Annotated in this window: 18 protein-coding genes, 1 tRNA gene and 1 pseudogene; 9 read left to right on the top strand and 11 right to left on the bottom strand. The window is 65.1% G+C overall.

Features of this window, described 5'->3' with window-relative positions:
• Window positions 1–3: 3 nt before the first annotated feature.
• From RRX38_RS25060 to RRX38_RS15030, 3 genes are all read right to left on the bottom strand, one after another.
• Complete coding sequence (locus tag RRX38_RS25060; RefSeq protein ID WP_410524909.1) at window positions 4–345, bottom strand: hypothetical protein; 342 nt, start codon at window positions 343–345, stop codon at window positions 4–6.
• Window positions 333–1,352: a DUF6538 domain-containing protein gene (locus RRX38_RS15035; RefSeq protein WP_315959767.1), complete on the bottom strand. Its 1,020-nt coding sequence runs from the start codon at window positions 1,350–1,352 to the stop codon at window positions 333–335. Before RRX38_RS15035 ends, RRX38_RS25060 begins: the two co-directional genes overlap by 13 nt.
• A gap of 83 nt (window positions 1,353–1,435) precedes the next feature.
• Window positions 1,436–1,511, bottom strand: a tRNA-Thr gene (locus tag RRX38_RS15030).
• A 160-nt stretch (window positions 1,512–1,671) separates the two neighbouring features.
• Here RRX38_RS15030 and RRX38_RS15025 point away from each other — a divergent pair.
• Window positions 1,672–1,836: pseudogene (locus RRX38_RS15025) on the top strand (J domain-containing protein); the annotation flags it as partial.
• Window positions 1,837–2,125: 289 nt separating this feature from the next.
• Window positions 2,126–2,716: a hypothetical protein gene (locus tag RRX38_RS15020; RefSeq protein ID WP_315959766.1), complete on the top strand. Its 591-nt coding sequence runs from the start codon at window positions 2,126–2,128 to the stop codon at window positions 2,714–2,716.
• Between the two features lie 216 nt (window positions 2,717–2,932).
• Here RRX38_RS15020 and RRX38_RS15015 read toward each other — a convergent pair whose 3' ends face one another.
• The 5 genes from RRX38_RS15015 to RRX38_RS14995 form a co-directional block, all read right to left on the bottom strand.
• Window positions 2,933–4,147, bottom strand: a complete 1,215-nt coding sequence (locus RRX38_RS15015; RefSeq protein WP_315959765.1) for a methyltransferase — start codon at window positions 4,145–4,147, stop codon at window positions 2,933–2,935.
• Between the two features lie 10 nt (window positions 4,148–4,157).
• Window positions 4,158–4,847 (bottom strand): ABC transporter permease, encoded by a 690-nt coding sequence (locus RRX38_RS15010; protein ID WP_315959764.1) that lies wholly within the window; start codon window positions 4,845–4,847, stop codon window positions 4,158–4,160.
• Window positions 4,847–5,539, bottom strand: a complete 693-nt coding sequence (locus tag RRX38_RS15005; protein ID WP_315959763.1) for an ABC transporter permease subunit — start codon at window positions 5,537–5,539, stop codon at window positions 4,847–4,849. The genes RRX38_RS15010 and RRX38_RS15005 overlap by 1 nt, the downstream gene beginning before the upstream one ends.
• A gap of 67 nt (window positions 5,540–5,606) precedes the next feature.
• Complete coding sequence (locus RRX38_RS15000) at window positions 5,607–6,374, bottom strand: ABC transporter substrate-binding protein (RefSeq protein ID WP_315959762.1); 768 nt, start codon at window positions 6,372–6,374, stop codon at window positions 5,607–5,609.
• 13 nt (window positions 6,375–6,387) lie between these two features.
• On the bottom strand, window positions 6,388–7,161 hold the full coding sequence (locus RRX38_RS14995; RefSeq protein WP_295472811.1) for an ABC transporter ATP-binding protein: 774 nt from the start codon (window positions 7,159–7,161) through the stop codon (window positions 6,388–6,390).
• Between the two features lie 501 nt (window positions 7,162–7,662).
• Here RRX38_RS14995 and gabP point away from each other — a divergent pair.
• Window positions 7,663–9,057 (top strand): GABA permease, encoded by a 1,395-nt coding sequence (gabP, locus tag RRX38_RS14990; RefSeq protein WP_295472809.1) that lies wholly within the window; start codon window positions 7,663–7,665, stop codon window positions 9,055–9,057.
• Window positions 9,058–9,705: 648 nt separating this feature from the next.
• Here gabP and RRX38_RS14985 read toward each other — a convergent pair.
• Window positions 9,706–11,073, bottom strand: coding sequence for an inorganic triphosphatase (locus tag RRX38_RS14985; RefSeq protein ID WP_315959761.1), 1,368 nt, complete (start codon window positions 11,071–11,073; stop codon window positions 9,706–9,708).
• Window positions 11,074–11,219: 146 nt separating this feature from the next.
• Here RRX38_RS14985 and argE point away from each other — a divergent pair, with 146 nt between their 5' ends.
• The 6 genes from argE to RRX38_RS14955 all read left to right on the top strand — a co-directional run bounded on the left by argE (window position 11,220) and on the right by RRX38_RS14955 (window position 20,117).
• Window positions 11,220–12,368, top strand: a complete 1,149-nt coding sequence (gene argE, locus RRX38_RS14980) for an acetylornithine deacetylase (RefSeq protein WP_315959760.1) — start codon at window positions 11,220–11,222, stop codon at window positions 12,366–12,368.
• Window positions 12,369–12,495: 127 nt separating this feature from the next.
• Window positions 12,496–13,797 (top strand): amino-acid N-acetyltransferase, encoded by a 1,302-nt coding sequence (gene argA / locus RRX38_RS14975; protein WP_295472803.1) that lies wholly within the window; start codon window positions 12,496–12,498, stop codon window positions 13,795–13,797.
• A 173-nt stretch (window positions 13,798–13,970) separates the two neighbouring features.
• Complete coding sequence (locus RRX38_RS14970; protein ID WP_315959759.1) at window positions 13,971–14,738, top strand: RHS repeat-associated core domain-containing protein; 768 nt, start codon at window positions 13,971–13,973, stop codon at window positions 14,736–14,738.
• Between the two features lie 116 nt (window positions 14,739–14,854).
• The gene (locus tag RRX38_RS14965) at window positions 14,855–15,967 is read left to right on the top strand and encodes an efflux RND transporter periplasmic adaptor subunit (RefSeq protein WP_315959758.1); all 1,113 of its coding nucleotides are present in this window, start codon (window positions 14,855–14,857) and stop codon (window positions 15,965–15,967) included.
• Window positions 15,964–17,034 (top strand): efflux RND transporter periplasmic adaptor subunit, encoded by a 1,071-nt coding sequence (locus RRX38_RS14960; RefSeq protein ID WP_315959757.1) that lies wholly within the window; start codon window positions 15,964–15,966, stop codon window positions 17,032–17,034. The genes RRX38_RS14965 and RRX38_RS14960 overlap by 4 nt, the downstream gene beginning before the upstream one ends.
• Window positions 17,031–20,117 carry an efflux RND transporter permease subunit gene (locus tag RRX38_RS14955; RefSeq protein WP_315959756.1) on the top strand — a complete coding sequence of 1,029 codons (3,087 nt, stop codon included), beginning with the start codon at window positions 17,031–17,033 and terminating at the stop codon, window positions 20,115–20,117. The genes RRX38_RS14960 and RRX38_RS14955 overlap by 4 nt, the downstream gene beginning before the upstream one ends.
• A 30-nt stretch (window positions 20,118–20,147) precedes the next feature.
• Here RRX38_RS14955 and RRX38_RS14950 read toward each other — a convergent pair whose 3' ends face one another.
• Both RRX38_RS14950 and RRX38_RS14945 read right to left on the bottom strand, forming a co-directional pair.
• Complete coding sequence (locus RRX38_RS14950) at window positions 20,148–20,612, bottom strand: hypothetical protein (RefSeq protein WP_315959755.1); 465 nt, start codon at window positions 20,610–20,612, stop codon at window positions 20,148–20,150.
• A 362-nt stretch (window positions 20,613–20,974) separates the two neighbouring features.
• Window positions 20,975–21,601, bottom strand: coding sequence for a class I SAM-dependent methyltransferase (locus RRX38_RS14945; RefSeq protein WP_315959754.1), 627 nt, complete (start codon window positions 21,599–21,601; stop codon window positions 20,975–20,977).
• Between the last annotated feature and the right edge of the window lie 12 nt (window positions 21,602–21,613).

Raw genomic sequence — 21,613 nt, 5'->3', positions numbered from 1 at the left:
ATATCAACCGGTAAGCTCAACCTTTAACAGCCAGTCTCGCATCACAAGCAGGGAATACCCTTTCCCATACTTGCTCGCCACATCCGCGCTAGCCCATCCGCCAATGCTCTTACGAATGTCCTCGGGGCACTGAATCTCCCGGAGTCGATCAGCCATGGTGTGACGAAGCTCATGCGCGGTGTGCTCAATACCTCGGCCCCTGAGCCACTTGGCGATGGTGGCGGAAGCGCTGGTGGCCTTACAACCACTCTCTGAGGTGTACTTTTTGAATGCAAAGCGGGAGCCGGGTATAGCTGTATCTACGACCCGCTGCGCGGCCCACAGAGACGCGCCTACCAGAGGCACCACGCGCTTACTGTCCTTGTTCTTGAGTGATCGCCAAGGATGCTCCTGAATGATGATGTGAGCACCTCAGCGTCCAGCACGATGTCGCTCAGCGGGAGGCCGACAATCTCAGCCAAGCGAGCTCCAGTGTCAGCGATCATGGCCGTAATCCACCGGGGCTCGTCATCCATTTGTTTACAGAGAGCCACGGTCTTGCTTAGCGCATCGAGGGAGAACGGCTGGCGGTCCTTTGTATCCTTGCCTTCACCCACAATCTTTAAGCCGGAGAATGGATTGGGCTTCGCTATCTCATGCTCTCTGGCGTACTGGGTGAATACCGCGATGATGGTGGACAGGCGTCTTCTGATGCTGGTGGTGACAGCGCCCCTGGCAAGTTCGGCATCCACAAAGGTACGAGCATCAGCGCGCGTGACGGCTTCAAAGGGCTTGTCGCCAACCACCTTAGTCAGACCATCCATCACACGGCGGGCATCTGCGGAAAACTTGGCTTCGTCCCGCTTAGGGTGGGTGCTCAGGTAGAAGTTGGTGGCATCGCTGATGCGCTGCTTGACCGTCCCTGCCAGCAGCTTTGTGGCTTCGCTTTCGACTGGCGTCAGGTGGTCTGTAGGGTGCCCGGTGCCCTGATCGTGATCTTCGTCATACATCTCGGCAGGCCGCTTAGCGTCCAAGTAGTCAAAGAACGCCTCAAGCACAGAGGAGTCATTCTGGGCGGGTGCGGCTGACAGTCCCCATTGTTTGAGGAGTGCAACGGCGTGGGTGCGTAGGGCTTGGGGGGAGGAGGTTGGTTCAGCGCGCAGGCGTTGCCAGTCGGCTTCGGCTTCACGGTTCAAGCGGTCAATCTCACGTCCAGCTACCACAATGTCAGTGGTATCGAGCTTGATCTTGATGAGCTTTTTGCCGTAGCGCGATTGGAGATCTTTCGGGATTGGGCGCTGGTAGTACCAGGTTCCATTACGGGAGTAGGCGTATCGGAGTGTCACTTGGAGAGGGCCAAAGCTTGCTTTCATCGGTAGTTACCACAAAGGTTACCACGCGAAAGCAGCTTTGAGAGCCGCAAACCCTTTGTTTTCAAGGGTTTGGGAGCGAATAATGGTGCCGGCACCAGGAGTCGAACCCGGGACCTACTGATTACAAGTCAGTTGCTCTACCAACTGAGCTATACCGGCAATGGCGGCTGAGTATATAGACTCTGGCGCGCTTGTAAAGCCTAGCTGCCTGATTCGCCTGGATAAATGGGCGGGGTGGGCCGTCCGTCGAGCGGTCGGGGTGGTGGGGCGTTCGGGGGGCTGAAGGTCTGGCGTTTCGGGCCGATACAGTGGGGTTGGCATGCGGCCATGGACCACAGGTGCAATGCAGAAGACCCTCACCCATTACGAGCAATTGAACGTTGCCCGCGATGCGTCGCCCGAGCAGATCAAGCAGGCGTATCGCAAGCTGGCGCAGCGGCTGCATCCTGACCGCAATCCGGCGGCGAATGCCGCGGAGCTGATGAGCCTGGTCAATGCTTCGCACTCGGTGCTGGCGAACCCGGAGAAACGCGCGCGCTATGACGCCGAGCTGGCCGAGCAGGAGCGGCGTCAGCGCCAGGCCCAGGCTCAAGGCCAGGCAGTGGCCGGGCAGGCGCGCCAGGGGGCGGCGGTGTATGCGGCGGCGGCCCCGTCCGGCGCAGCCGGCTGCACAGGCGAAGCCTCAGCCCCAGCCTCAACCTCGCGCGGCCCAGGCGCGTGCGGCGTCGCGGTCCCAGGCCAAGGGCACTGCGCGGCGTCGGCGGCGTGGGCTGGTGCGTTGGGCGCTGCTGTTCATGACCTTCTGTGCGGCGGGTGCCTGGATGGGTTACGACCGCAATGCCAGCCTGTCCTACATGCCCACCGATACCTTGCCGGCGCAGGCCCGCATCAAGGCCGAGCCGCCCTTGGTGCAGGCGGCGCTGCCGGCAGCGCAGCCCACTCCGGTAGAGGCGGAATGCAGTGTCCCGGCGCTGGACCCGACCGGCGCGCCGTGGCCCAGCGCGGCGGGGTATCTGTCGGGTATGCCGCTGCTGCGCCAGAACGGCTGGTCGCAGATCATCATCGACAACTCCGGTGGCGACTCGGCGGTGTACGCCAAGGTCACCGATGCGGTGGGGCGCAACGCCTACCGGCATGCCTACATCCCGCCCGGCGGGCAGTTCAGCTTCTCGCGCATGGACGCCGGTTACTACCTGCTCAAGTACCAGATGCTCAAGACCGGCTGTGCCTTCGCCTCCAGCCGCATCCTGCTGGAAGAAACGCCCATGGGCAGCCAGATCAAGTCCAGCGTCTACAAGCTCACCCTGCGCAAGTTGCAGAGCCAGGGCGTGCCGCCGGGGCGCCTCAAGCTCGATCAGTTCTGAGCCGCGCCGTGCCTTCTGCGTAGGCATGTTTGCGGCTTTATTCACAAGTTCCATGAACTTGCATTTTTTCTGACGTGCGGAAGCCGAGCGGCCAGGCGGTCGCACGTAAATACGCGATCTAGAAGCTTATTGACTTTGCCGGCAGCGCGTTGCGGCGGCCCGTTGGGGCGATTTCAGCGGGTGTTTTCCCCAGGCTGCGGATTTTCATCAACAGAGTTATCCACAGGTTGTGGATGCCTTTTGTCGGGCAATCAGCAGCAGGTTGCGGGGGGTTAGAGCGGTGGAGCAGAAGCTGCCCAGCTGCACGTCGTAGCCTCGTTCTTGCAGGTAAAGGGCGCGGTCGAGGACCAGCCACACTTCCAGCGGGCGGCGGAACAGGTTGCGCAATAGCTCGAGATTGCGGACTTCCGCCAGACGTTGCCATCCTTTTGCCTCTAGCTCGGGCCAATACTGCTCACCGAGGGCGGGCAGGTGCCTCAGCCGCGCCAGTTCCTGGCAGTAGTCGGCGTAGGGGCGGGCCAGCCAGGCGACGGGCAGCGAAGGGGTCGGCAGATAGTTGTCCACATGGCGCAGGCGGCGTTGCAGCAGGTCGAAGCCCAGGCGCCGGGCCATGGACTGGTCGCGCTGGCGACGCACCCGCGCCGGGGCGGTGACGGTTTCGCTGAGCGGCAGGCCCAGGTCGTCCTTGGTCAGTTGCAAGGCCGAGGCCTGCCCGGCGCGGGACAGCGCCTGGTAGTGCTCGGTGGTGGTGCGGTTGTAGCAGCACGGCGCGATGGCCAGCTGTGCACAACCCGCCTGGCTGGCCAGCTGCAGCAGCCGCACGTGCAGGTCGCCGCACGCGTGCAGCGCCACCGGCGTGTGGGTGGGAAGCAGTTGCCCGGCGCAATCGGCGGCCATCACGTCCTGCAGGTGGTGTTCGGCATCGATAGCATGGCGAGCGCTGAGGGCCTGGCCGGCCTCGACCAGTGCCGGGTCGTATTCCAGGCAGGTCAGGTGCTGGCCGGGACGGGTCAGGCGACGGCCCAGGTGGCCTTTGCCGGCGCACCAGTCCAGCCAGTGGCTGGGGGCGGGCGTGAAGGCCAAGCGGCTGGCGAAGGCTTCGATCTGCTGCCACTTGCGGCCCGGCACGTCGACGCTCAGGCGCGTTGGCACCGGGGCCAGGGGCTGGGCGGGGAGTTCGTCGACCTGTGCCAGCGCCACCGCTTGCGCGGCCAGTTGTGGAAAAGGCGCGGGGGCGGCCAGCTGCTCGGGGTGGTTATGCGCGGCTTCGGCCTGTTCCAGGCTGCGGTTGCGCAGCCAGGTGGCGAGCTGGGGGTGCTGCTGCTCCCAGGCCAGTTCACGCTCGGTGAAGGGCTTGGGCCGCCACAGGTCCTGGTGCTCGCTCAGGAAGCGGTCCAGGGCCTGGAAGCGGCTGAGCAGGTCGCGGCTCACGGGGTGCCGTTCAGCGGCCTTGGGTCATGTCGACCCGCAGGGCTTTTTCCAGCAGCTTGAAGCCCTGCACCAGCACGAACGACATGAGCAGGTAGAACAGCCCGGCGGCGAAGAAGATCTCTACCGGCAGGTAGGTGCGGGCGATGATGGTGCGCGCCATGCCGGTCAGTTCCAACAGGGTGATGGTGCTGGCCAGGGCGCTGGCCTTGAGCATCAGGATCACTTCGTTGCTGTAGGCCGGCAGGCCGATGCGCACGGCGCGGGGCAGGATGATGTGCAGCAGCGCCTTGTGCTTGGACATGCCCAGCGCGCGGGCCGCTTCGATCTCGCCGGTGGGCACCGCCTGGATGGCACCGCGCAGAATCTCGGCGATGTAGGCAGCGGTGTGCAGGGTCATGGTGATCACCGCACACCAGAACGGGTTGCGCAGGTAGGGCCACAGTACGCTCTGGCGCACCGCGTCGAACTGCGCCATGCCGTAGTACACCAGGAACAACTGCACCAGCAGCGGCGTGCCACGGAAGAAGAAGATGTAGGCGTAGGGCAGGGCGCGTACTGCCGGCAGCTTCGAGGCGCGGGCAATCCCTAAGGGAATGGCCAGGATCAGCCCGGCGATGACGGATATGGCCACCAGCTCCAGGGTCAGGGTCGCGCCCTGGGCCAGGCGCGGCAGCCATTTGATGATCACTTCCCAGTTCATCAGGCGCTCCTCGTCAGGCCGCGGGCGGCGCGTTTTTCCAGAAAGTACATCGCGGTCATGGCCACTACGGTCAGGCCCAGGTACATGAAGGCCGCCACCAGGTAGAAGGTGAAAGGCTCTTTGGTGAAGCCTACGGCGATCTGCGCGTGGCGCATGATTTCTTCCAGGCCGATCACCGACACCAGCGCGGTGTCCTTCATCAGAATCATGAACAGGTTGCCCAGGCCGGGCAGGGCGATGCGCCACATCTGCGGCATCACCACGCGCAAGAAGATCCGTGCGCGCGACAGGCCCAGGGCCAGGCCGGCTTCGCGATGGCCCTTGGGCACCGCCAGCAGGGCGCCGCGAAACACTTCGGTGGCGTAGGCGCCGAAGCACAGGCCCAGGGCGATGACCCCGGCGGCGAAGGCGTTGAGTTCCAGGTCGGGAATGCCCAGCCAGTTACCCAGGGCGCGCATGCCGTTGACGGTGCCGAAGTAGATCAGCAGCACCCAGAGCAGTTCGGGTACGCCGCGCACCAGGGTCGAATAAGTACCGCCGAGCCATTGCAGGGCTCGGTTGGACGAGGTCTTGGCCAGGGCGCCGAGCAGGCCCAGCACCAGGCCGAGGCACAGCGCCGCAAGGGCCAGCTGCACCGTCATCAGCATGCCGGCAGCGAGCGCCGGGCCGAATCCGTGGAGTTCGATGTTCATGGGCAGGTGGTTTCAGGCAGCCGTCCGGCCAGCGCCGCCCCTCGGGGAGCGCTGGCCGGAGGGTGGATCAGAGAATGCTGAACGGGAAGTACTTGTCGTTGATCTTCTTGTAGGTGCCGTCAGCGATGATTTCCTTCAGGGCGGCGTTGAGCTTTTCACGCAGCGGGTCGTCGCCCTTGCGTACGGCGATGCCGACCTTGTCGTTCTCTTCGACCGGCTTGCCCTTGAACTCGAAGTTCTTGCCCGCGTCGCTCTTCAGCCACTCGTAGGAAACGTACTTGTCGGCCAGCAGGGCGTCGGTGCGGCCGGCAGACAGGTCCAGGTAGGCGTTTTCCTGGGTGTCATAGAGGCTGACGTTGGCGTCGCTGCCCATGTTGTCTTCCAGCCAGGTGCTGGCCAGGGTTGCGCGCTGGGCACCGATGGTCTTGCCCTTGAGCGATTCCTTCAGCTCTGCAGCGCTCTCGCCCTTCACCTCGGTGGTCTTCGGCGCGATGAACTGCAGCTTATTGGAGTAGTAGGGGTCGGTGAAGTCCACGGCCTGCTTGCGCTCGTCGGTGATCGACAGCGAAGAGATCAGGAAGTCGAACTTCTTGGCGTTCAGCGCCGGGATGATGCCGTCCCAGTCGGAGGTCACCGGCTGACACTCGACTTTCATCTTGGCGCACAGGGCCTGGGCGATTTCATAGTCGAAGCCCACCACCTGGCCGCTGGCATCCTTGTTGTTGAACGGTGGGTAGGCAGCCTCGATCCCGAACTTCAGGGTCTCGGCGAACGCGTTGCCGGTGATTGCCAGAGTGGCGGCGGCGGCCAGCAGTAACTTCTTGTACGTCTGCATGGGTGTTGCTCCGTTAGCGATTGCTCGACATGAATTGTTGACACCGTACCGAACGCGGGGCCTCGAAGACTTGCTGGGGAGTGCCCTGTTCTTCGATCTGCCCCTGGTGCAGAAAGACTACTTCACTGGATACCTGCCGGGCGAAATTCATTTCATGGGTGACCAGCAGCATGGTCCGGCCTTCCTCGGCCAGGCCGCGAATGACGTTGAGCACTTCCTGGACCATTTCCGGGTCCAGGGCCGAGGTCGGTTCGTCGAACAGGATGACCTTGGGCTGCATGGCCAGGGTGCGGGCGATGGCCGCGCGCTGCTGCTGGCCGCCCGACAGCTGGGTGGGGTAGGCGTGGCGCTTGTCGGCGATGCCGACCTTGGCCAGCAGCGCCTCGGCCACTTCGGTGGCTTCGGCCTTGCTCTGCCCCAGTACCCGGCGCGGTGCCTCGATGATGTTGTCGAGTACGCTCATGTGCGGCCAGAGGTTGAAGTTCTGGAACACGAAACCGACCTCGCTGCGCAGGCGGTTGATCTGCGCGTTGTCGGCCGCGACCAGCTCGCCATTGCGCGCCGGCTTGAGGCGCAGCTCTTCGCCGTTCACCAGAATCTGGCCCTGGTGCGGGTTCTCCAGCAGGTTGATGCAGCGCAGCAGGGTCGACTTGCCGGAACCGGACGAACCGAGAATCGAGATGACATCGCCGTCACGTGCGGTCAGGGAAACGCCCCGCAGCACGTCGAGCTTGTCGTAGCGTTTGTGCAGGTTGCGGATTTCCAGGGCGGGCGTGGCCTCGGCCATGTGGGGTCCTCACAAAAATTGATGCGTGCGCGGGTTGGCGATCTGCCCGGCGCTGAGCATAGCCCTCTATTGGGGCGGCGCAGCCGCTTGCATGGGGGGCAGGGAGTGTCGCCGCAACGGCAACGGCCAGCGCGGAAAAGGCTCTCCAAGGCCGGCGGTTTGGCGCAAAAGGGCGCGATGTTGCCAGTTTTGCCGGGGGCTGAAAAGCATTTAGGGCCAAATGGCAGTCCATGTGTTGCACTTGTTTGGTGCTCGTTACGACAAAATGTTTCCGTGTGGTGCGTTTCATCGGGAAATTCTGAGGCGTTCGGTAACAAATCCTGCACGGGCTGTAAAAAATCCCTTTCAGCGATTCGTCTGTAAGCCGCGCATTCTCTACGCGACGTCGTTTTCAGGATGTTTCTGGCGCGGATCTTGCGTAAAGGATAAAGAACACCGCCGTAGCATTCTTTTTACGAGGGCGCGCCGGTGTGTATGGCTCGATTCGTAAAGGTGCTTTCCATGAGCAATTCCGCAAATTCCTCCACGCTTGATCAGGGCCTGAAACCTCGGCACATCACCATGCTGTCGATTGCCGGCGTCATCGGTGCCGGGCTGTTCGTCGGCTCCGGCCACGCCATCGCCGCTGCCGGCCCAGCCGTGCTGCTGGCCTACGCCGCTGCTGGCACCCTGGTCGTTCTGGTCATGCGCATGCTGGCTGAAATGGCCGTGGCCTCACCGGACACCGGGTCCTTCTCCACTTATGCAGACCGCGCCATCGGGCGCTGGGCCGGTTTCACCATCGGCTGGCTGTACTGGTGGTTCTGGGTACTGGTGATTCCACTGGAAGCCAACGCCGCGGCGGCCATCCTGCATGCCTGGTACCCGCAGGTGTCGTTCTGGGTGTACTCGCTGGTCATTACCCTGCTGCTGACCGCCACCAACCTGTTCAGCGTGAAGAACTACGGCGAGTTCGAGTTCTGGTTCGCGCTCATCAAGGTGCTGTCGATCATCGCCTTCGTGGCCCTGGGTGTGGCCGCGATCTTCGGCCTGCTGCCGATCAGCCAGGTCAGCGGTGTCAGCCACCTGTTCGACACCGGCGGCTTCATGCCTAACGGCCTGGGCGCGGTGCTGGCAGCCATTCTCACCACCATGTTCTCGTTCATGGGCACCGAGATCGTCACCATTGCCGCTGCGGAATCCAAAGACCCCGCCAAGCAGATCACCAAGGCCACCAATTCGGTGATCTGGCGTATCTGCCTGTTCTACCTGGTGTCGATCTTCATCGTCGTGTCGCTGGTGCCATGGAACGACCCGAGCCTGGCGCAGGTGGGTTCCTACCAGACCGTCCTGGAGCGCATGGGCATTCCGAACGCCAAGCTGGTGGTGGACATCGTGGTGCTGATCGCCGTGACCAGCTGCCTGAACTCGGCGCTGTACACCGCCTCGCGGATGCTCTACTCGCTGGGCAAGCGCGGTGACGCGCCGGCCATGGCCAGCCGCACCACCGCCGCCGGTACGCCGCATTGGGCGGTGCTGCTGTCGACTGCCGCGGCCTTCCTGACTGTGATCGCCAACTACGTGGCCCCGGAAGCGGTATTCCAGTTCCTGCTGGCCAGCTCGGGCGCCATCGCGCTGCTGGTGTACCTGGTCATCGCCGTGTCGCAACTGCGCATGCGCCGCAAGCTGCTGGCCAGCGGTCAGCCGCTGACCTTCCGCATGTGGCTGTTCCCCTGGCTGACCTGGGCGGTGATCCTGTTCATCTCGGCCGTGCTGATCACCATGCTGTTCATGGAGAAGCACCGCATGGAGATCGTCGCCACGGCGCTGCTGAGCATCGGCGTGATCGCCACCGGCCTGCTGACCTCGCGCCGCCGCAAGGCAGCCGCACAGCAGGGCGCTACCGTTCTGAACTGATGCAAAAAGGCCGCTCCAGCAGGAGCGGCCTAATCCGCGATAGATTCGCCACCGTCATCCCGGCTGAAGCCGGTCCTACCGGTCTTTCGTCGGTGCTGGTGCGAGCGGCTTCAGCCGCGAAGGGCTTGTCGCCGCCATCCCGGCTAACGCCGGTCCTACCGGGCTTTCATCGGTGCTGGTGGGAGCGGCTTCAGCCGCGAAGGGCTTGTCACCGCCATCCCGGCTAAAGCCGGTCCTACCGGGCTTTCATGGGTGCTGGTGGGAGCGGCTTCAGCCGCGAAGGGTTTGTCACCGCCATCCCGGCTGAAGCCGGTCCTACCGGTCTTTCGTCGGCCTGGTGGGAGCGGCTTCAGCCGCGAAGGGCTTTTCACCGCCATCCCGGCTGAAGCCGGTCCTACCGGGCTTTCATTGGTGCTGGTGGGAGCGGCTTCAGCCGCGAAGGGCTTTTCACCGTCATCCCGGCTGAAGCCGGTCCTACCGGGCTTTCGTCGGCCTGGGGGGAGCGGCGTTAGCCGCGAAGGGGTTGCCACCGTCATCCCGGCTAAAGCCGGTCCTACCGGGCTTTCGTCGGCCTGGTGGGAGCGGCTTCAGCCGCGAAGGGTTCGCCACCACCATCCCGGCTGAAGCCGGTCCTACCGGGGCATCCGGTCAACCGCGCAGCAGGGTCTTCCAGGCTTTGGTCTGGGCCACGGTCAGGGCCTGGCGTACGCGCTGTTCGAGCACCTCGTCGCTGATGTGCGCGTGGGCCAGTTCTTCCAGCTTGTTCAACTCGCCATACAGTTGGTCGACCTCAGGCAGTTCCAGCACGTCGCGAGCCCAGTGCATCCAGGCCTGGATGCGTTCGATGCGCGGCAGTTGCTCGGCCAGGTCTTCAGGCTGCTGCTGGTAACGGTCCAGCTGCAGGGCGGTGGCTTCCGCTTGCAGCAGGGTCGGCAGCCAGTTGCCCAGCGGTACCGCGCCCAGGCGTTCGCCGCGCTTGTTGCGCTCGACCGTCCAGCTGCGCGCCAGCAGCCAGCGCGAAGTGTTCAGCGAGAACTCGCCCCAGCGGGTGTCCTGCAGCTCTTCGAGGAACTGCTCATGGGCGGCGGCGCGCACGTCGGCGTCGTCCTGGCCGGCCTGCACCAGCGGGCGCCAGTCTTCGAGCAGGGCGTCCAGCGCCTTGCGCAGGCTGGCGGTGGTGGTGCGTGGCGCGCACTGGCCCAGGCTGGCGGTCAGGGCGCGCAGTTCAGCCAGGCGCTCGACCCAGTCCTTGAGCAACCGCCAGTGGCCATTGAAGCGATACTGCTCGGCCAACCGCTGGCTGCTGCCCAGCAGGTGCCAGGCCAGGGCGGTGTAGGCATCGTCCAGCGGCAGTTCGGCGTGCAGTGCCGGTGCCTTGAAGCTCAGCGAATAGCTGTCGGCATCGAACAGACGGTAGCCACGCTCGGCCTTGCTGATGTCGCAGGGCATCAGCGGCAGGCTGGTGGCCAGTTCGGCGGCCAGTTCCAGCAGGGCATCCGGCTCGCCTTCGCGCAGTTCCAGCTCCAGCTCGCAGATTTCTTCCTTGTGCTTGCCGGCCACCACCTGGCCCAGGTCCAGAGCGGCTTCGATGACCACCTTGGCCTTGCCACGACCCCAGGCGATTTCGGCCTTTTCACGCACGAAATCGGTGGTGAACAGCGGCTTGATGGTTTTCTTGTCCAGCTCGGCCAACTGCTCGGGCCAGCATTGGCCGTCGAGTTTCTTCAGGTCCAGCTTGGCCTTGGGGATGTCCCAGTTGAATTCGTTGCGCTCGGACAGGCCGGCGACGCTCTGGCCACGGGTCTTGAGGGTCTGGATGAGCTGCTCGCCGTCGCGGCGGATGCGCAGCGCGACCTTGGCGCGGGCCAGGTCACGTTCCGGGGTGTCGAAATACTGGTTGGTCAGCTCCAGGCGCTCCCAGCCGCTCTTGTTGCGCTTCTTCAGCAAGGGGTGCTCGCGCAGGGCGGCAAGGGTCTCGCGGCTGACGCGGAGTTTGATTTCGGTTTCTTTCTGCATGGCCGGGGCGATCCAAACGCGGGGGGTACGGGTGAACGGGCAGCCGCACGGGCTGCATGGAGCGGCAGTCTACAGGACATGGGCGGTTTATTCCTGGCGCGTTATGGCCCTATGATGGTCGCTCAGCCCGCGAGGAGCCGTTGCCCATGCCGTTGCCGTCCTTGAAGGAGCAGTTCGCTGCCCTGATCGCCACCCCCTCGGTGAGCTGCACCCAGCCCGCGCTGGACCAGTCCAACCGCCCGGTCATCGACCTGCTGGCCGGCTGGCTGGGCGACCTGGACTTCAGTTGCGAGATCCAGACCATTTCCCCTGGCAAGTTCAACCTGCTGGCCAGCTACGGCAGCGGCCCCGGCGGCCTGGTGCTGGCCGGGCACAGCGACACCGTGCCCTACGACGAAGCGCTGTGGCAGAGCGACCCGTTGAAGCTCACCGAGGTCGATGACCGCTGGGTCGGCTTGGGCAGCTGCGACATGAAGGGCTTTTTCCCGCTGATCATCGAGGCCGTACGGCCACTGCTCGACCAGCCGTTCAAGCAGCCGTTATTGATTCTCGCCACCTGCGACGAAGAGTGCTCCATGGCCGGTGCTCGCGCCCTGGCCGAGGCCGGGCGCCCGTTGGGCCGCGCGGCGGTGATCGGCGAACCCAGCGGGTTGCGGCCGATCCGCCTGCACAAGGGGGTGATGATGGAGCGCATCGACATCCTCGGGCGCAGCGGCCATTCCTCCGACCCGAGCCTGGGGCACAGCGCGCTGGAAGCCATGCACGACGTGATCGGCGACCTCAAGGGCCTGCGGGCGCAGTGGCAGGCCGAGTACCGCAACCCGCAGTTCAGCGTGCCGCAGCCGACCCTCAACCTGGGTTGCATCCACGGCGGCGACAACCCCAACCGCATCTGTGGCCAGTGTTCGCTGGAGTTCGACCTGCGCCCGCTGCCGGGCATGGACCCGGAAATTCTCCGCGGGCTGATTCGTCAGAAGTTACAACCACTGGCCGAACGGCATCAGGTGAGCATCGATTACCGGCCTCTGTTCCCCGAGTGCTCGCCGTTCGAGCAGCCGGCCGATGCGGAACTGGTGCGTCTGGCCGAGCGTCTGACAGGCCATACGGCCGAAGCGGTGGCATTTGGTACCGAGGCGCCTTATCTTCAACGCCTCGGTTGCGAGACCCTGGTGCTGGGCCCCGGTGATATCGCCTGTGCCCATCAGCCGGGCGAATACCTCGAAATGTCACGTTTGCAGCCTACCGTGCGTCTGTTGAGGCAACTGATCGAACACTACTGCCTGAGCCCGCAATGAGCGGGCCGGCCCTATCACTCAGCCCAAGGAGACCGCGCGTGTTGCCAGGCCTGTTCCGACGATGACCGCCACCATGTCGTGAGTGTGTTTCTGTCTTTCGTCCACTTCCACACAGGCTTTTGCGTTCATGCCCGAATACGTCAACTGGCTTCGCCACGCTTCCCCTTACATCAACGCCCACCGCGACTGCACCTTCGTGGTCCTGCTGCCGGGCGATGCCATCGAACACGCCAACTTCGGCAACATCGTCCATGACTTGGTGCTGCTGCACAGCATGGGCGTGCGCCTGGTGTTGGTCCACGGCACCCGCCCGCAGATCGAAAACCGCCTGGCGCAGCGTGGCCTGCAGCCGCGTTTCCACCGCGACCTGCGGGTGACCGATGCGGAAACCCTGGAGTGCGTCATCGACGCCGTGGGCGGTCTGCGCATCGCCCTGGAAGCCAAGTTGTCGATGGACATCGCCAACTCGCCGATGCAGGGCTCGCGCCTGCGCGTCACCGGCGGCAACCTGGTCACTGCACGGCCCATCGGCGTGCTCGACGGTGTCGACTACCTGCACACCGGCGAAGTGCGCCGCGTCGACCGCAAGGGTATCAACCGCCTGCTCGACGAGCGGCACATCGTGCTGATGTCGCCGCTGGGTTACTCGCCCACCGGTGAGGTGTTCAACCTGGCCTGCGAGGACGTCGCCACCCGCGTGGCCATCGACCTGGGCGCCGACAAGCTGCTGCTGTTCGGCGCCGAGGCCGGTCTGCTCGACGAGAGCGGCAAGCTGGTGCGTGAACTGCGTCCGCAACAGGTGCCGGCGCACCTGCAGCGCCTGGGCATGAGCAACTACCAGGCCGAACTGCTCGACGCCGCCGCCGAAGCCTGCCGCGGTGGCGTAGGCCGCAGCCATATCGTCAGCTACGCCGAGAACGGCGCGTTGCTGGCCGAACTGTTCACCCGTGACGGCAGCGGCACCCTGGTGGCCCAGGAGCAGTTCGAGCGGGTCCGTGAGGCCGGCATCGAAGACGTCGGCGGGCTGATCGACCTGATCACCCCGCTGGAAGAGCAGGGCATTCTGGTGCGCCGCTCGCGGGAAGTGCTGGAGCGCGAAATCGAGCAGTTCAGCGTGGTCGAGCGCGAAGGCATGATCATCGCCTGCGCCGCGCTGTACCCCATTGCCGACTCCCAGGCCGGTGAGCTGGCCTGCCTGGCGGTGAACCCGGAATACCGCCACGGTGGCCGGGGCGATGAACTGCTCGAACGCATCGAGGACCGCGCCCGCGCTCTGGGCATCACCACGCTGTTCGTGCTCACCACGCGCACCGCGCACTGGTTCCGCGAGCGTGGCTTCGAGCCCAGCAGCGTCGACCGCCTGCCCAGCGCCCGCGCCTCGCTGTACAACTACCAGCGCAATTCGAAGATCTTCGAAAAGGCGCTTTGAGGTTTCTTGTTGACGCGTGCTCGCGACGGGCGGGCAAAGCCGCCCCGCTGTGGGGAACGTGACGACTTGATCGCGAACAAGCTCGCTCTACGAGGCCCTGCCACTTCTGCCAGTGTCTTGCGCCGTGGCTTTCCCGCACCCTGGCGATGCATGCGGTGCGGCGGGAGGCAGCCATGGCCACAGTCTTTTATCGCTACGACGCCCTGGACCGGGTGGCTCGCCGCTTCGGCGCCAAGGCCGAGGCGAGTCGGCGGCCGTACCAGGGCCTGCGGCGGCCTGCCGGCTTCAACGGCGAGTATGCCGAGCCCTTCACCGGCCATTACCTGCTGGGCAACGGCTACCGCGCCTACAACCCGGTGCTGATGCGCTTCAACAGCGCCGACAGCCTCAGCCCGTTCGGCGAGGGCGGCCTGGGTGCCTATGCCTATTGCCGGGGCGACCCGCTCAATCGCCGCGATCCGAGCGGGCATTTCGATATCGGCGAGTTGGTGCGTGACGTCTTGCCCTACGTGGTACTGGTCGGTTCGGCGGTCAGTTCGGGGATGATGTACAAGCTGACCAAGGTCAGGTTCGCCAAATGGCGTGCAGGCACCGCCTCCAGGGCTGACAAGGTCATGTCAGTCGGCGCCATCGGTTTCATGTCATCGGCGGCAGTGGCGGGTGCCGGTGGCGTAGCGAGGATCGCCGATCCGCAATCCGATGTCGGCTATGTGCTGGGCGTGCTGGGGGTCATCGCCGGTATCGGTTTTCAGGGCGTGCGTTACACCGGTTACAAGATGAACAAACCGGTGCCAAGGCCTGTGCCGAAGGGCCTGCCGGTCAGGCGTAGCCTGGTCGAGCGGCCGCTTGTCGAACCCCGCTTGCGCGGTTTACCGGTGCGCCACAGCCTGGTTCATCGATCCACCTCGAATGTCACTTCGATCCGCCAGTCACAGGCTTGAGGGCAGCCGCTCGGTTTCACCCTGTAGCGCAAGGAACCCTTGCGCACCTTGCGCAGTCGCATATTCACATCATCCCGTTCCATTCCCGTTTTCCCGGCGTCCGCTAAGGAGTCTGCATGCCCGTTGTCCCTGCAAGGCTGGTCGGCGCAGGTCTGGCTGTCGTGTTGTCGATGGCCGGCTGCAGCCAGGAGCAGCCTGAGGCGCCCAAGCTGCCGCGCGTCTTCGTACAGGCCGTACAGCCGACCGAGTTCGCCGCCAGTGTGTCGCTGACTGGCGACATCCAGGCACGGGTACAGACACCGCTGTCGTTTCGGGTGGGCGGCAAGATCATCGAGCGCCACGTGGATGTCGGCGACCGCATCAGCGCCCGCCAGGTGCTGGCGCGTCTGGACCCCAAGGACCTGCAGGTCAATGTCGACTCCGCCCAGGCGGCGGTGATCGCCGAGCAGGCGCGGGTGACCCAGGCCAAGGCCGCATTCTGGCGCCAGCAGCAGTTGCTGCCCAAGGGCTACACCAGCCAGAGCGAATACGACGCCGCCCAGACTCAGCTGCGCGGCAGCGAAAGCGCGCTGAAGGCGGCCCAGGCGCAGTTGGCCAATGCTCGTGAGCAACTGGGCTATACCGCGCTGGTCGCCGAGGCACCCGGCGTCATCACCGCGCGCCAGGCCGAGGTCGGCCAGGTGGTGCAGGCCACCCAGCCGATCTTCCAGCTGGCCCGCGACGGCGAGCGCGACGCGGTGTTCAACGTCTACGAGTCGCTGTTCGTACAGCCGCCAGGCGACCAGCCGGTGCAGGTCAGCCTGCTGGAAAATCCGCAGATCAAAGTGATGGGCAAGGTGCGTGAAGTGACCCCGGCGGTGTCGGCGCAGACCGGCACGCTGCAGGTCAAGATCGCCCTCGAGCCGCTGCCGCCAGGCATGGACCTCGGCTCGGTGGTCAGCGTGGCGCTCAACCCGCCGGCCCGGCCGCGGGTCGAGCTGCCGTGGGCGGCGCTGACCAAGAATATCGGCCAGGACATCGGCCAGCCGGCGGTGTGGGTGGTGGATGCCGACGGCAAGGCGCAGCTGCGCACGGTCAAGGTCGCGCGCTACCTCACCGGCAAGGTGATCCTCGATGACGGCCTGCAGGCCGGCGAAAAGGTGGTCACCGCCGGCGGCCAGCTGCTGCATCCGGACATGCAGGTGGAAATCGCCGAGCCCAAAGACACCGCCAAGGGAGGCCAGCCATGAAGCCTTCGTTCATGCTGTTGCTCTGTGCCGCGCTGCTGGCCGCCTGCGGCAAGGACGAGCCACCCGCCGAAGTGGTACGGCCCGTGGTGTCGGTGCGGGCCGAGGCCGAGTCGCAAGCGGATTTTGGTCGTTTCGCCGGCAACATCCAGGCGCGCTACCAGAGTGTGCTGGGTTTCCGGGTGCCGGGGCGCATCGCCCAGCGTGCGCTGGACGTCGGCAGTGAAGTGCAGCAGGGCCAGTTGCTGGCGCGCCTCGACCCCACCGACCAGCAGAACACCCTGCGCAACCGCGAGAGCGACCAGGCGCGGGTCGAGGCGCAGTACATCAATGCCCAGGCCAATGCGCGACGCCAGCAGATGCTGTTCGACCGGGGTGTCGGCGCGCAGGCGCAGCTGGACAACGCGCTCACTGACCTGAAGACCAGCCAGTCTTCCCTGGACCAGGCCCGTGCCGCCGCGCAGCAGGCCCGCGATCAATTGAGCTACAGCGAACTGCGCGCCGACCACGATGCGCTGATTACCGAGTGGAAGGCCGAAGTCGGCCAGGTGGTCACCGCTGGCCAGGAGGTGGTGACCCTGGCCCGGCCTGACGTCAAGGAGGCGGTCATCGACCTGCCTGCCGACCTGCTCGACCAACTGCCGCCCGACGTGCGTTTCATCGTGGCCAGCCAGCTCGACCCCAGCGTCAGCACGGCGGCAACCCTGCGGGAAATCGAACCGCAGCCCGACCCTTCGACCCGCACCCGGCGTGCGCGCCTGACCCTCGCCGAGCAGCCGCCGGCGCTGCGCCTGGGTACGGCGATCAGCGTGACCCTGACCTCACCCATCACCCCGCGCGTGCGCTTGCCGCTCAACGCCCTGCAGCAAGCCGACGGCCAAAGCCGCGTGTGGGTGGTGGATGCCGCCAGCCAGACCGTCAATCCACGGCCGGTGCAGGTCGTCAGCCGCGACGACGACAGCTTTCTGCTACGCGACGGGGTCAAGCCCGGCGAGCAGGTGGTCAGCGCCGGGGTGAACAGCCTCAAGCCGGGGCAGAAAGTCAAAATCGATAAGGACGCGCCACGATGAAGGGCAGCTTCAATCTCTCGGAGTGGGCGCTGCGGCACCAGTCCTTCGTCTGGTACCTGATGTTCGTCGCGCTGCTGATGGGCGTGTTCTCGTACATGAAGCTGGGGCGCGAGGAAGACCCTTCGTTCACCATCAAGACCATGGTCATCCAGACCCGCTGGCCCGGCGCGACGGTGGACGAAACCCTCAACCAGGTCACCGACCGCATCGAGAAGAAGCTCGAAGAGCTGGACTCGCTGGACTACGTGAAGAGCTACACACGGCCCGGCGAGTCGACCATCATGGTGTTCCTGCGCGACACCACCGACGCCGCGGCGATTCCGCAAATCTGGTACCAGGTGCGCAAGAAGGTCGACGACATTCGTGGGCAGTTTCCCCAGGGGCTGCAGGGCCCGGCGTTCAACGACGAGTTCGGTGACGTCTACGGCTCGATCTACGCCTTCACCGCCGACGGCTTCAGCATGCGCCAGCTGCGCGACTACGTGGAGCAGGTGCGCGCCGAGATCCGCGACGTAGAGGGGCTGGGCAAGGTCGAGATGGTCGGCCAGCAGGATGAAGTGCTGTACCTGAATTTCTCGACCCGCAAGCTGGCTGCCCTGGGCCTGGACCAGCGCCAGGTGATGCAGAGCCTGCAATCGCAGAACGCCGTGACGCCCGCCGGGGTGATCGAGGCCGGGCCAGAGCGCATCTCGGTGCGCACCTCCGGGCAGTTCGCCTCGGAGAAGGACCTGGCCGCAGTGAACCTGCGCCTCAACGACCGCTTCTACCGGCTCAGCGACATCGCCGACATCGAGCGCGGCTTCACCGACCCACCGGAGCCGTTGTTCCGCTACAACGGCCAGCCGGCCATCGGCCTGGCCATCGCCATGCAGGACGGCGGCAACATTCAGGAATTCGGCAAGGCCCTGCACGCGCGCATGGACCAGGCCACCGCCAACCTGCCGGTGGGCATTGGCGTGCACAAGGTTTCCGACCAGGCCGAAGTGGTGGACAAAGCGGTGGGCGGCTTCACCAGCGCGCTGTTCGAGGCGGTGGTGATCGTCATGCTGGTGAGCTTCGTCAGCCTGGGCATTCGCGCCGGCCTGGTGGTGGCCTGCTCGATTCCGCTGGTGCTGGCGCTGGTCTTCGTGTTCATGGAATACAGCGGCATCACCATGCAGCGGATTTCCCTCGGTGCGCTGATCATCGCCCTCGGCCTGCTGGTGGACGACGCGATGATCACCGTGGAAATGATGGTCACGCGCCTGGAACTGGGCAAAAGCAAGGAAGAGGCGGCGACCTACGCCTACACCTCCACGGCCTTTCCGATGCTCACCGGCACCCTGGTGACGGTGGCCGGCTTCGTGCCCATCGGCCTGAACAACAGCTCGGCGGGCGAGTACACCTTCACCCTGTTCGCGGTAATCGCCGTGGCCATGCTGGTGTCGTGGATCGTCGCGGTGCTGTTCGCGCCGGTGATCGGCGTGCACATTCTTGGCAACCATGTGAAGAAGGACAACGACGAGCCGGGGCGTATCGGCCGCGCGTTGAATGCCAGCATGCTGTGGTCCATGCGTCATCGCTGGCTGGCCATCGGCTTCACCATCCTGTTGTTCGCCCTGGCGCTGTTCTGCATGCGTTTCGTGCAGAACCAGTTCTTCCCGGCCTCGGACCGCCCGGAAATCCTCGTCGACCTGAACCTGCCGCAAAGCGCCTCGATCAACGAGACGCGCCAGGTGGTCGACCGCCTGGAAGCGACCCTCAAGGACGACCCGGACATCCTGCGCTGGAGCACCTACATCGGCCAGGGCGCCCTGCGTTTCTACCTGCCGCTGGACCAGCAACTGCAGAACCCGTTCTATGCCCAGCTGGTGATCGTCAGCAAGGACCTGGAGGCCCGTGGTGCGCTGACCGAGCGCCTGCAGAAGCGCCTGCGCGAGGACTTCGTCGGCGTCGGCACCTTCGTGCAGCCGCTGGAGATGGGGCCACCGGTGGGGCGGCCGATCCAGTACCGGGTCAGCGGCCCGGACGTCGACCGTGTGCGCCAGCACGCCATCGAACTGGCCGCGCTGCTGGACCGCAATGATCACATCGGCGAGGTGGTGTACGACTGGAACGAGCCGGGCAAGGTGCTGCGCGTGGAGATTAACCAGGACAAGGCCCGGCAACTGGGCTTGTCGTCCGAAGACGTGGCCTCGGTGATGAACAGCGTGGTCAGCGGCACCACCGTGACCCAGGTACGCGACGGGATCTACCTGATCGACGTGGTGGGGCGCGCCGAGGACGCCGAACGCGGTTCGCCGGAAACCCTGCAGAACCTGCAGATCGTCACCCCGCAGGGCACTTCGATTCCGCTGCTGGCGTTCGCCAACATCGACTACGAGCTGGAGCAGCCGCTGGTCTGGCGTCGCGACCGCAAACCGACCATCACGGTGAAGGCGGCGGTGCGCGACGAGATCCAGCCCACCGACCTGGTGGCGCAGCTCAAGCCAGAGATCGAAAAATTCAGCGGTGGGCTGCCCAGCGGCTACTCGGTGGCCACCGGCGGCACTGTCGAAGAAAGCGGCAAGGCCCAGGGGCCGATCGCCCAGGTGCTGCCACTGATGCTGTTCCTCATGGCGACCTTTCTGATGATCCAGCTGCACAGCGTGCAGAAGATGTTCCTGGTCGCCAGCGTGGCGCCGCTGGGGCTGATTGGTGTGGTACTGGCGCTGGTGCCCACCGGCACACCGCTGGGCTTCGTGGCGATTCTCGGGGTGCTGGCGCTGGTGGGCATCATCATTCGCAACTCGGTGATCCTGGTGACCCAGATCGACGCCTATGAACAGGCCGGCTACCTGCCTTGGGATGCGGTGGCCGAAGCCACCCGCCACCGCCGCCGCCCCATCCTGCTGACGGCGGCGGCGGCGAGCCTGGGCATGATCCCCATCGCCCGCGAGGTGTTCTGGGGACCGATGGCCTACGCGATGATCGGTGGCATCGTGGTTGCCACGCTGCTGACCTTATTGTTCCTGCCCGCCCTGTACGTGGCCTGGTACCGCATCAAGGAACCCTCCGAACAGCAGCGGCGCGAAGCCCGGGCGCCAGAGCCGGAGGGCGCCTGACGCGGCTGAAGGCAGGCCGGTATGGCGTGCTCAGGCCGCGCGTGTCGAGGCGCAGATACCGGTGACCTGTACGGGCGCGCTTGCCGGGCCCTGTTCATCGACCTTGCGGGCGTTGATGATCTGGATGTACAGGCTCTCATGGCGGGCGGGGAACGGCTGGATGCCTTGGTAGGTGAAGGTCTGCCACTGCTCGGTCAGCTGGGCGGTATACGAGGTGTCGAGATAGAACTCGTCACCGACCCGGCTGGAGAACATCACAAACAACGCGCCGCCCAGGTGGGCCTTGGCGTCGATGCGAGCCGAGAACGTCCAGTCGAGCAGGTAGTCACCGCTTTCGCGGGTCTCCAACTGTTGTTGTATCTCGGTGTTGGGTTCCAGCTTAAGGCTGTAGCCGCCAGGCTTGGCGGGCTCGAAGACCGGGTCATGGATGGCGTTGGTGGTCCATGGCGCCAGCTGTTGAGTGGCGAAGTCGCCGTTGACGATGAGATTTTTCACGGTTCTTTTCCTTGAAACAGAGTGTTCGATTCCATTTGAACCCTGGCCGACAGTCACCGCCGGCAGGGTCGGTGCTTGCCAATCTTGCGAGGTCAGAATGCTGACTGGCACTGCCAGAACTGACAGCTGTTGGGCACGTAATCGGTCTCTGCTTTGCTCGTCAAGCCACTTCTGTTCGGCGTGGAGCGAATGAAACCAGGATAGGACCGGTAGTTTTCGTGAGACATCTTCGGGCGGCATGTGGCCCGGAAGGAGCGGCTTTAGCCGCGAACGCGCCAGGAAACTCGCGGCATCTGTTGTGAACAGGTGGTCGCTTCGCGGCTGAAGTCGCTCCTACCCGGCCTAGCTGATCAGCATTGGCATCAACCGCGCCGCCAGACGCTGGCCAGCCACGGCTGCTGGTCGCGGGGCAGGCCGGCGGGGCGGTAGTAGTGTTCCAGCTCGCTGAAACCCGCGCCGGTCATCGCCTCGCGCCAGGCCTCCAGGTCATGCCAGGCACCGTAGCGCGGGCCGCTCCAGCCCTCGCGGTTGTCACCACGCGGGTTGGAGCTGAACAGTACACCCGCGGGCTTGAGGCAGTCGTGCAACTGGCGCAGTACACGGGGCAGCTCCTGGCTGGGTACATGGAACAGCGAGGCGTTGGCGAAGATGCCGTCGAAGCGTTGCGCCGGCAATTGCAGGGCCAGGAAGTCCTGGTGCCAGACTTCGCAGCCGCTGTCGGCACGAGCCATCTCGACGAAGCGCTGGCTGCCGTCCAGGCCCACGGCCACGTGCCCCAGGCGGGTGAAGGTCTGCAGGTCGCGGCCGGGGCCGCAGCCGAAGTCGAGGATCTGCCAGGGTGTCGGCGCCTGGATGTGGCGCAGCAGGGCCTCGATGTTCTGGCTCACGTCGTGGTCGCGCGTGCCTTCGCGGAAACTCTCGGCACTCTGTTCATAGTGGGCGAGCGTGCCGCGGGTGATCTGGTCGAGGTCCTGGGGGGCAAGTTTCATGGGGGGCGGTCC

The sequence above is a fragment of the Pseudomonas sp. DTU_2021_1001937_2_SI_NGA_ILE_001 genome (assembly GCF_032463525.1).
GTDB lineage: Bacteria > Pseudomonadota > Gammaproteobacteria > Pseudomonadales > Pseudomonadaceae > Aquipseudomonas.
This window is presented reverse-complemented; position numbering and strand designations above follow the sequence as displayed.

Excerpts from the sequence above, each read along its gene's own strand:
- RRX38_RS15035 (WP_315959767.1), bottom strand. The coding sequence starts at position 1,352 with ATGAAAGCAAGCTTTGGCCCTCTCCAAGTGACACTCCGATACGCCTAC.
- RRX38_RS15010 (WP_315959764.1), bottom strand. The coding sequence starts at position 4,847 with ATGAACTGGGAAGTGATCATCAAATGGCTGCCGCGCCTGGCCCAGGGC.
- RRX38_RS15005 (WP_315959763.1), bottom strand. The coding sequence starts at position 5,539 with ATGAACATCGAACTCCACGGATTCGGCCCGGCGCTCGCTGCCGGCATG.
- RRX38_RS15000 (WP_315959762.1), bottom strand. The coding sequence starts at position 6,374 with ATGCAGACGTACAAGAAGTTACTGCTGGCCGCCGCCGCCACTCTGGCA.
- RRX38_RS14995 (WP_295472811.1), bottom strand. The coding sequence starts at position 7,161 with ATGGCCGAGGCCACGCCCGCCCTGGAAATCCGCAACCTGCACAAACGC.
- gabP (WP_295472809.1), top strand. The coding sequence starts at position 7,663 with ATGAGCAATTCCGCAAATTCCTCCACGCTTGATCAGGGCCTGAAACCT.
- RRX38_RS14985 (WP_315959761.1), bottom strand. The coding sequence starts at position 11,073 with ATGCAGAAAGAAACCGAAATCAAACTCCGCGTCAGCCGCGAGACCCTT.
- argE (WP_315959760.1), top strand. The coding sequence starts at position 11,220 with ATGCCGTTGCCGTCCTTGAAGGAGCAGTTCGCTGCCCTGATCGCCACC.
- argA (WP_295472803.1), top strand. The coding sequence starts at position 12,496 with ATGCCCGAATACGTCAACTGGCTTCGCCACGCTTCCCCTTACATCAAC.
- RRX38_RS14970 (WP_315959759.1), top strand. The coding sequence starts at position 13,971 with ATGGCCACAGTCTTTTATCGCTACGACGCCCTGGACCGGGTGGCTCGC.
- RRX38_RS14965 (WP_315959758.1), top strand. The coding sequence starts at position 14,855 with ATGCCCGTTGTCCCTGCAAGGCTGGTCGGCGCAGGTCTGGCTGTCGTG.
- RRX38_RS14960 (WP_315959757.1), top strand. The coding sequence starts at position 15,964 with ATGAAGCCTTCGTTCATGCTGTTGCTCTGTGCCGCGCTGCTGGCCGCC.
- RRX38_RS14955 (WP_315959756.1), top strand. The coding sequence starts at position 17,031 with ATGAAGGGCAGCTTCAATCTCTCGGAGTGGGCGCTGCGGCACCAGTCC.
- RRX38_RS14945 (WP_315959754.1), bottom strand. The coding sequence starts at position 21,601 with ATGAAACTTGCCCCCCAGGACCTCGACCAGATCACCCGCGGCACGCTC.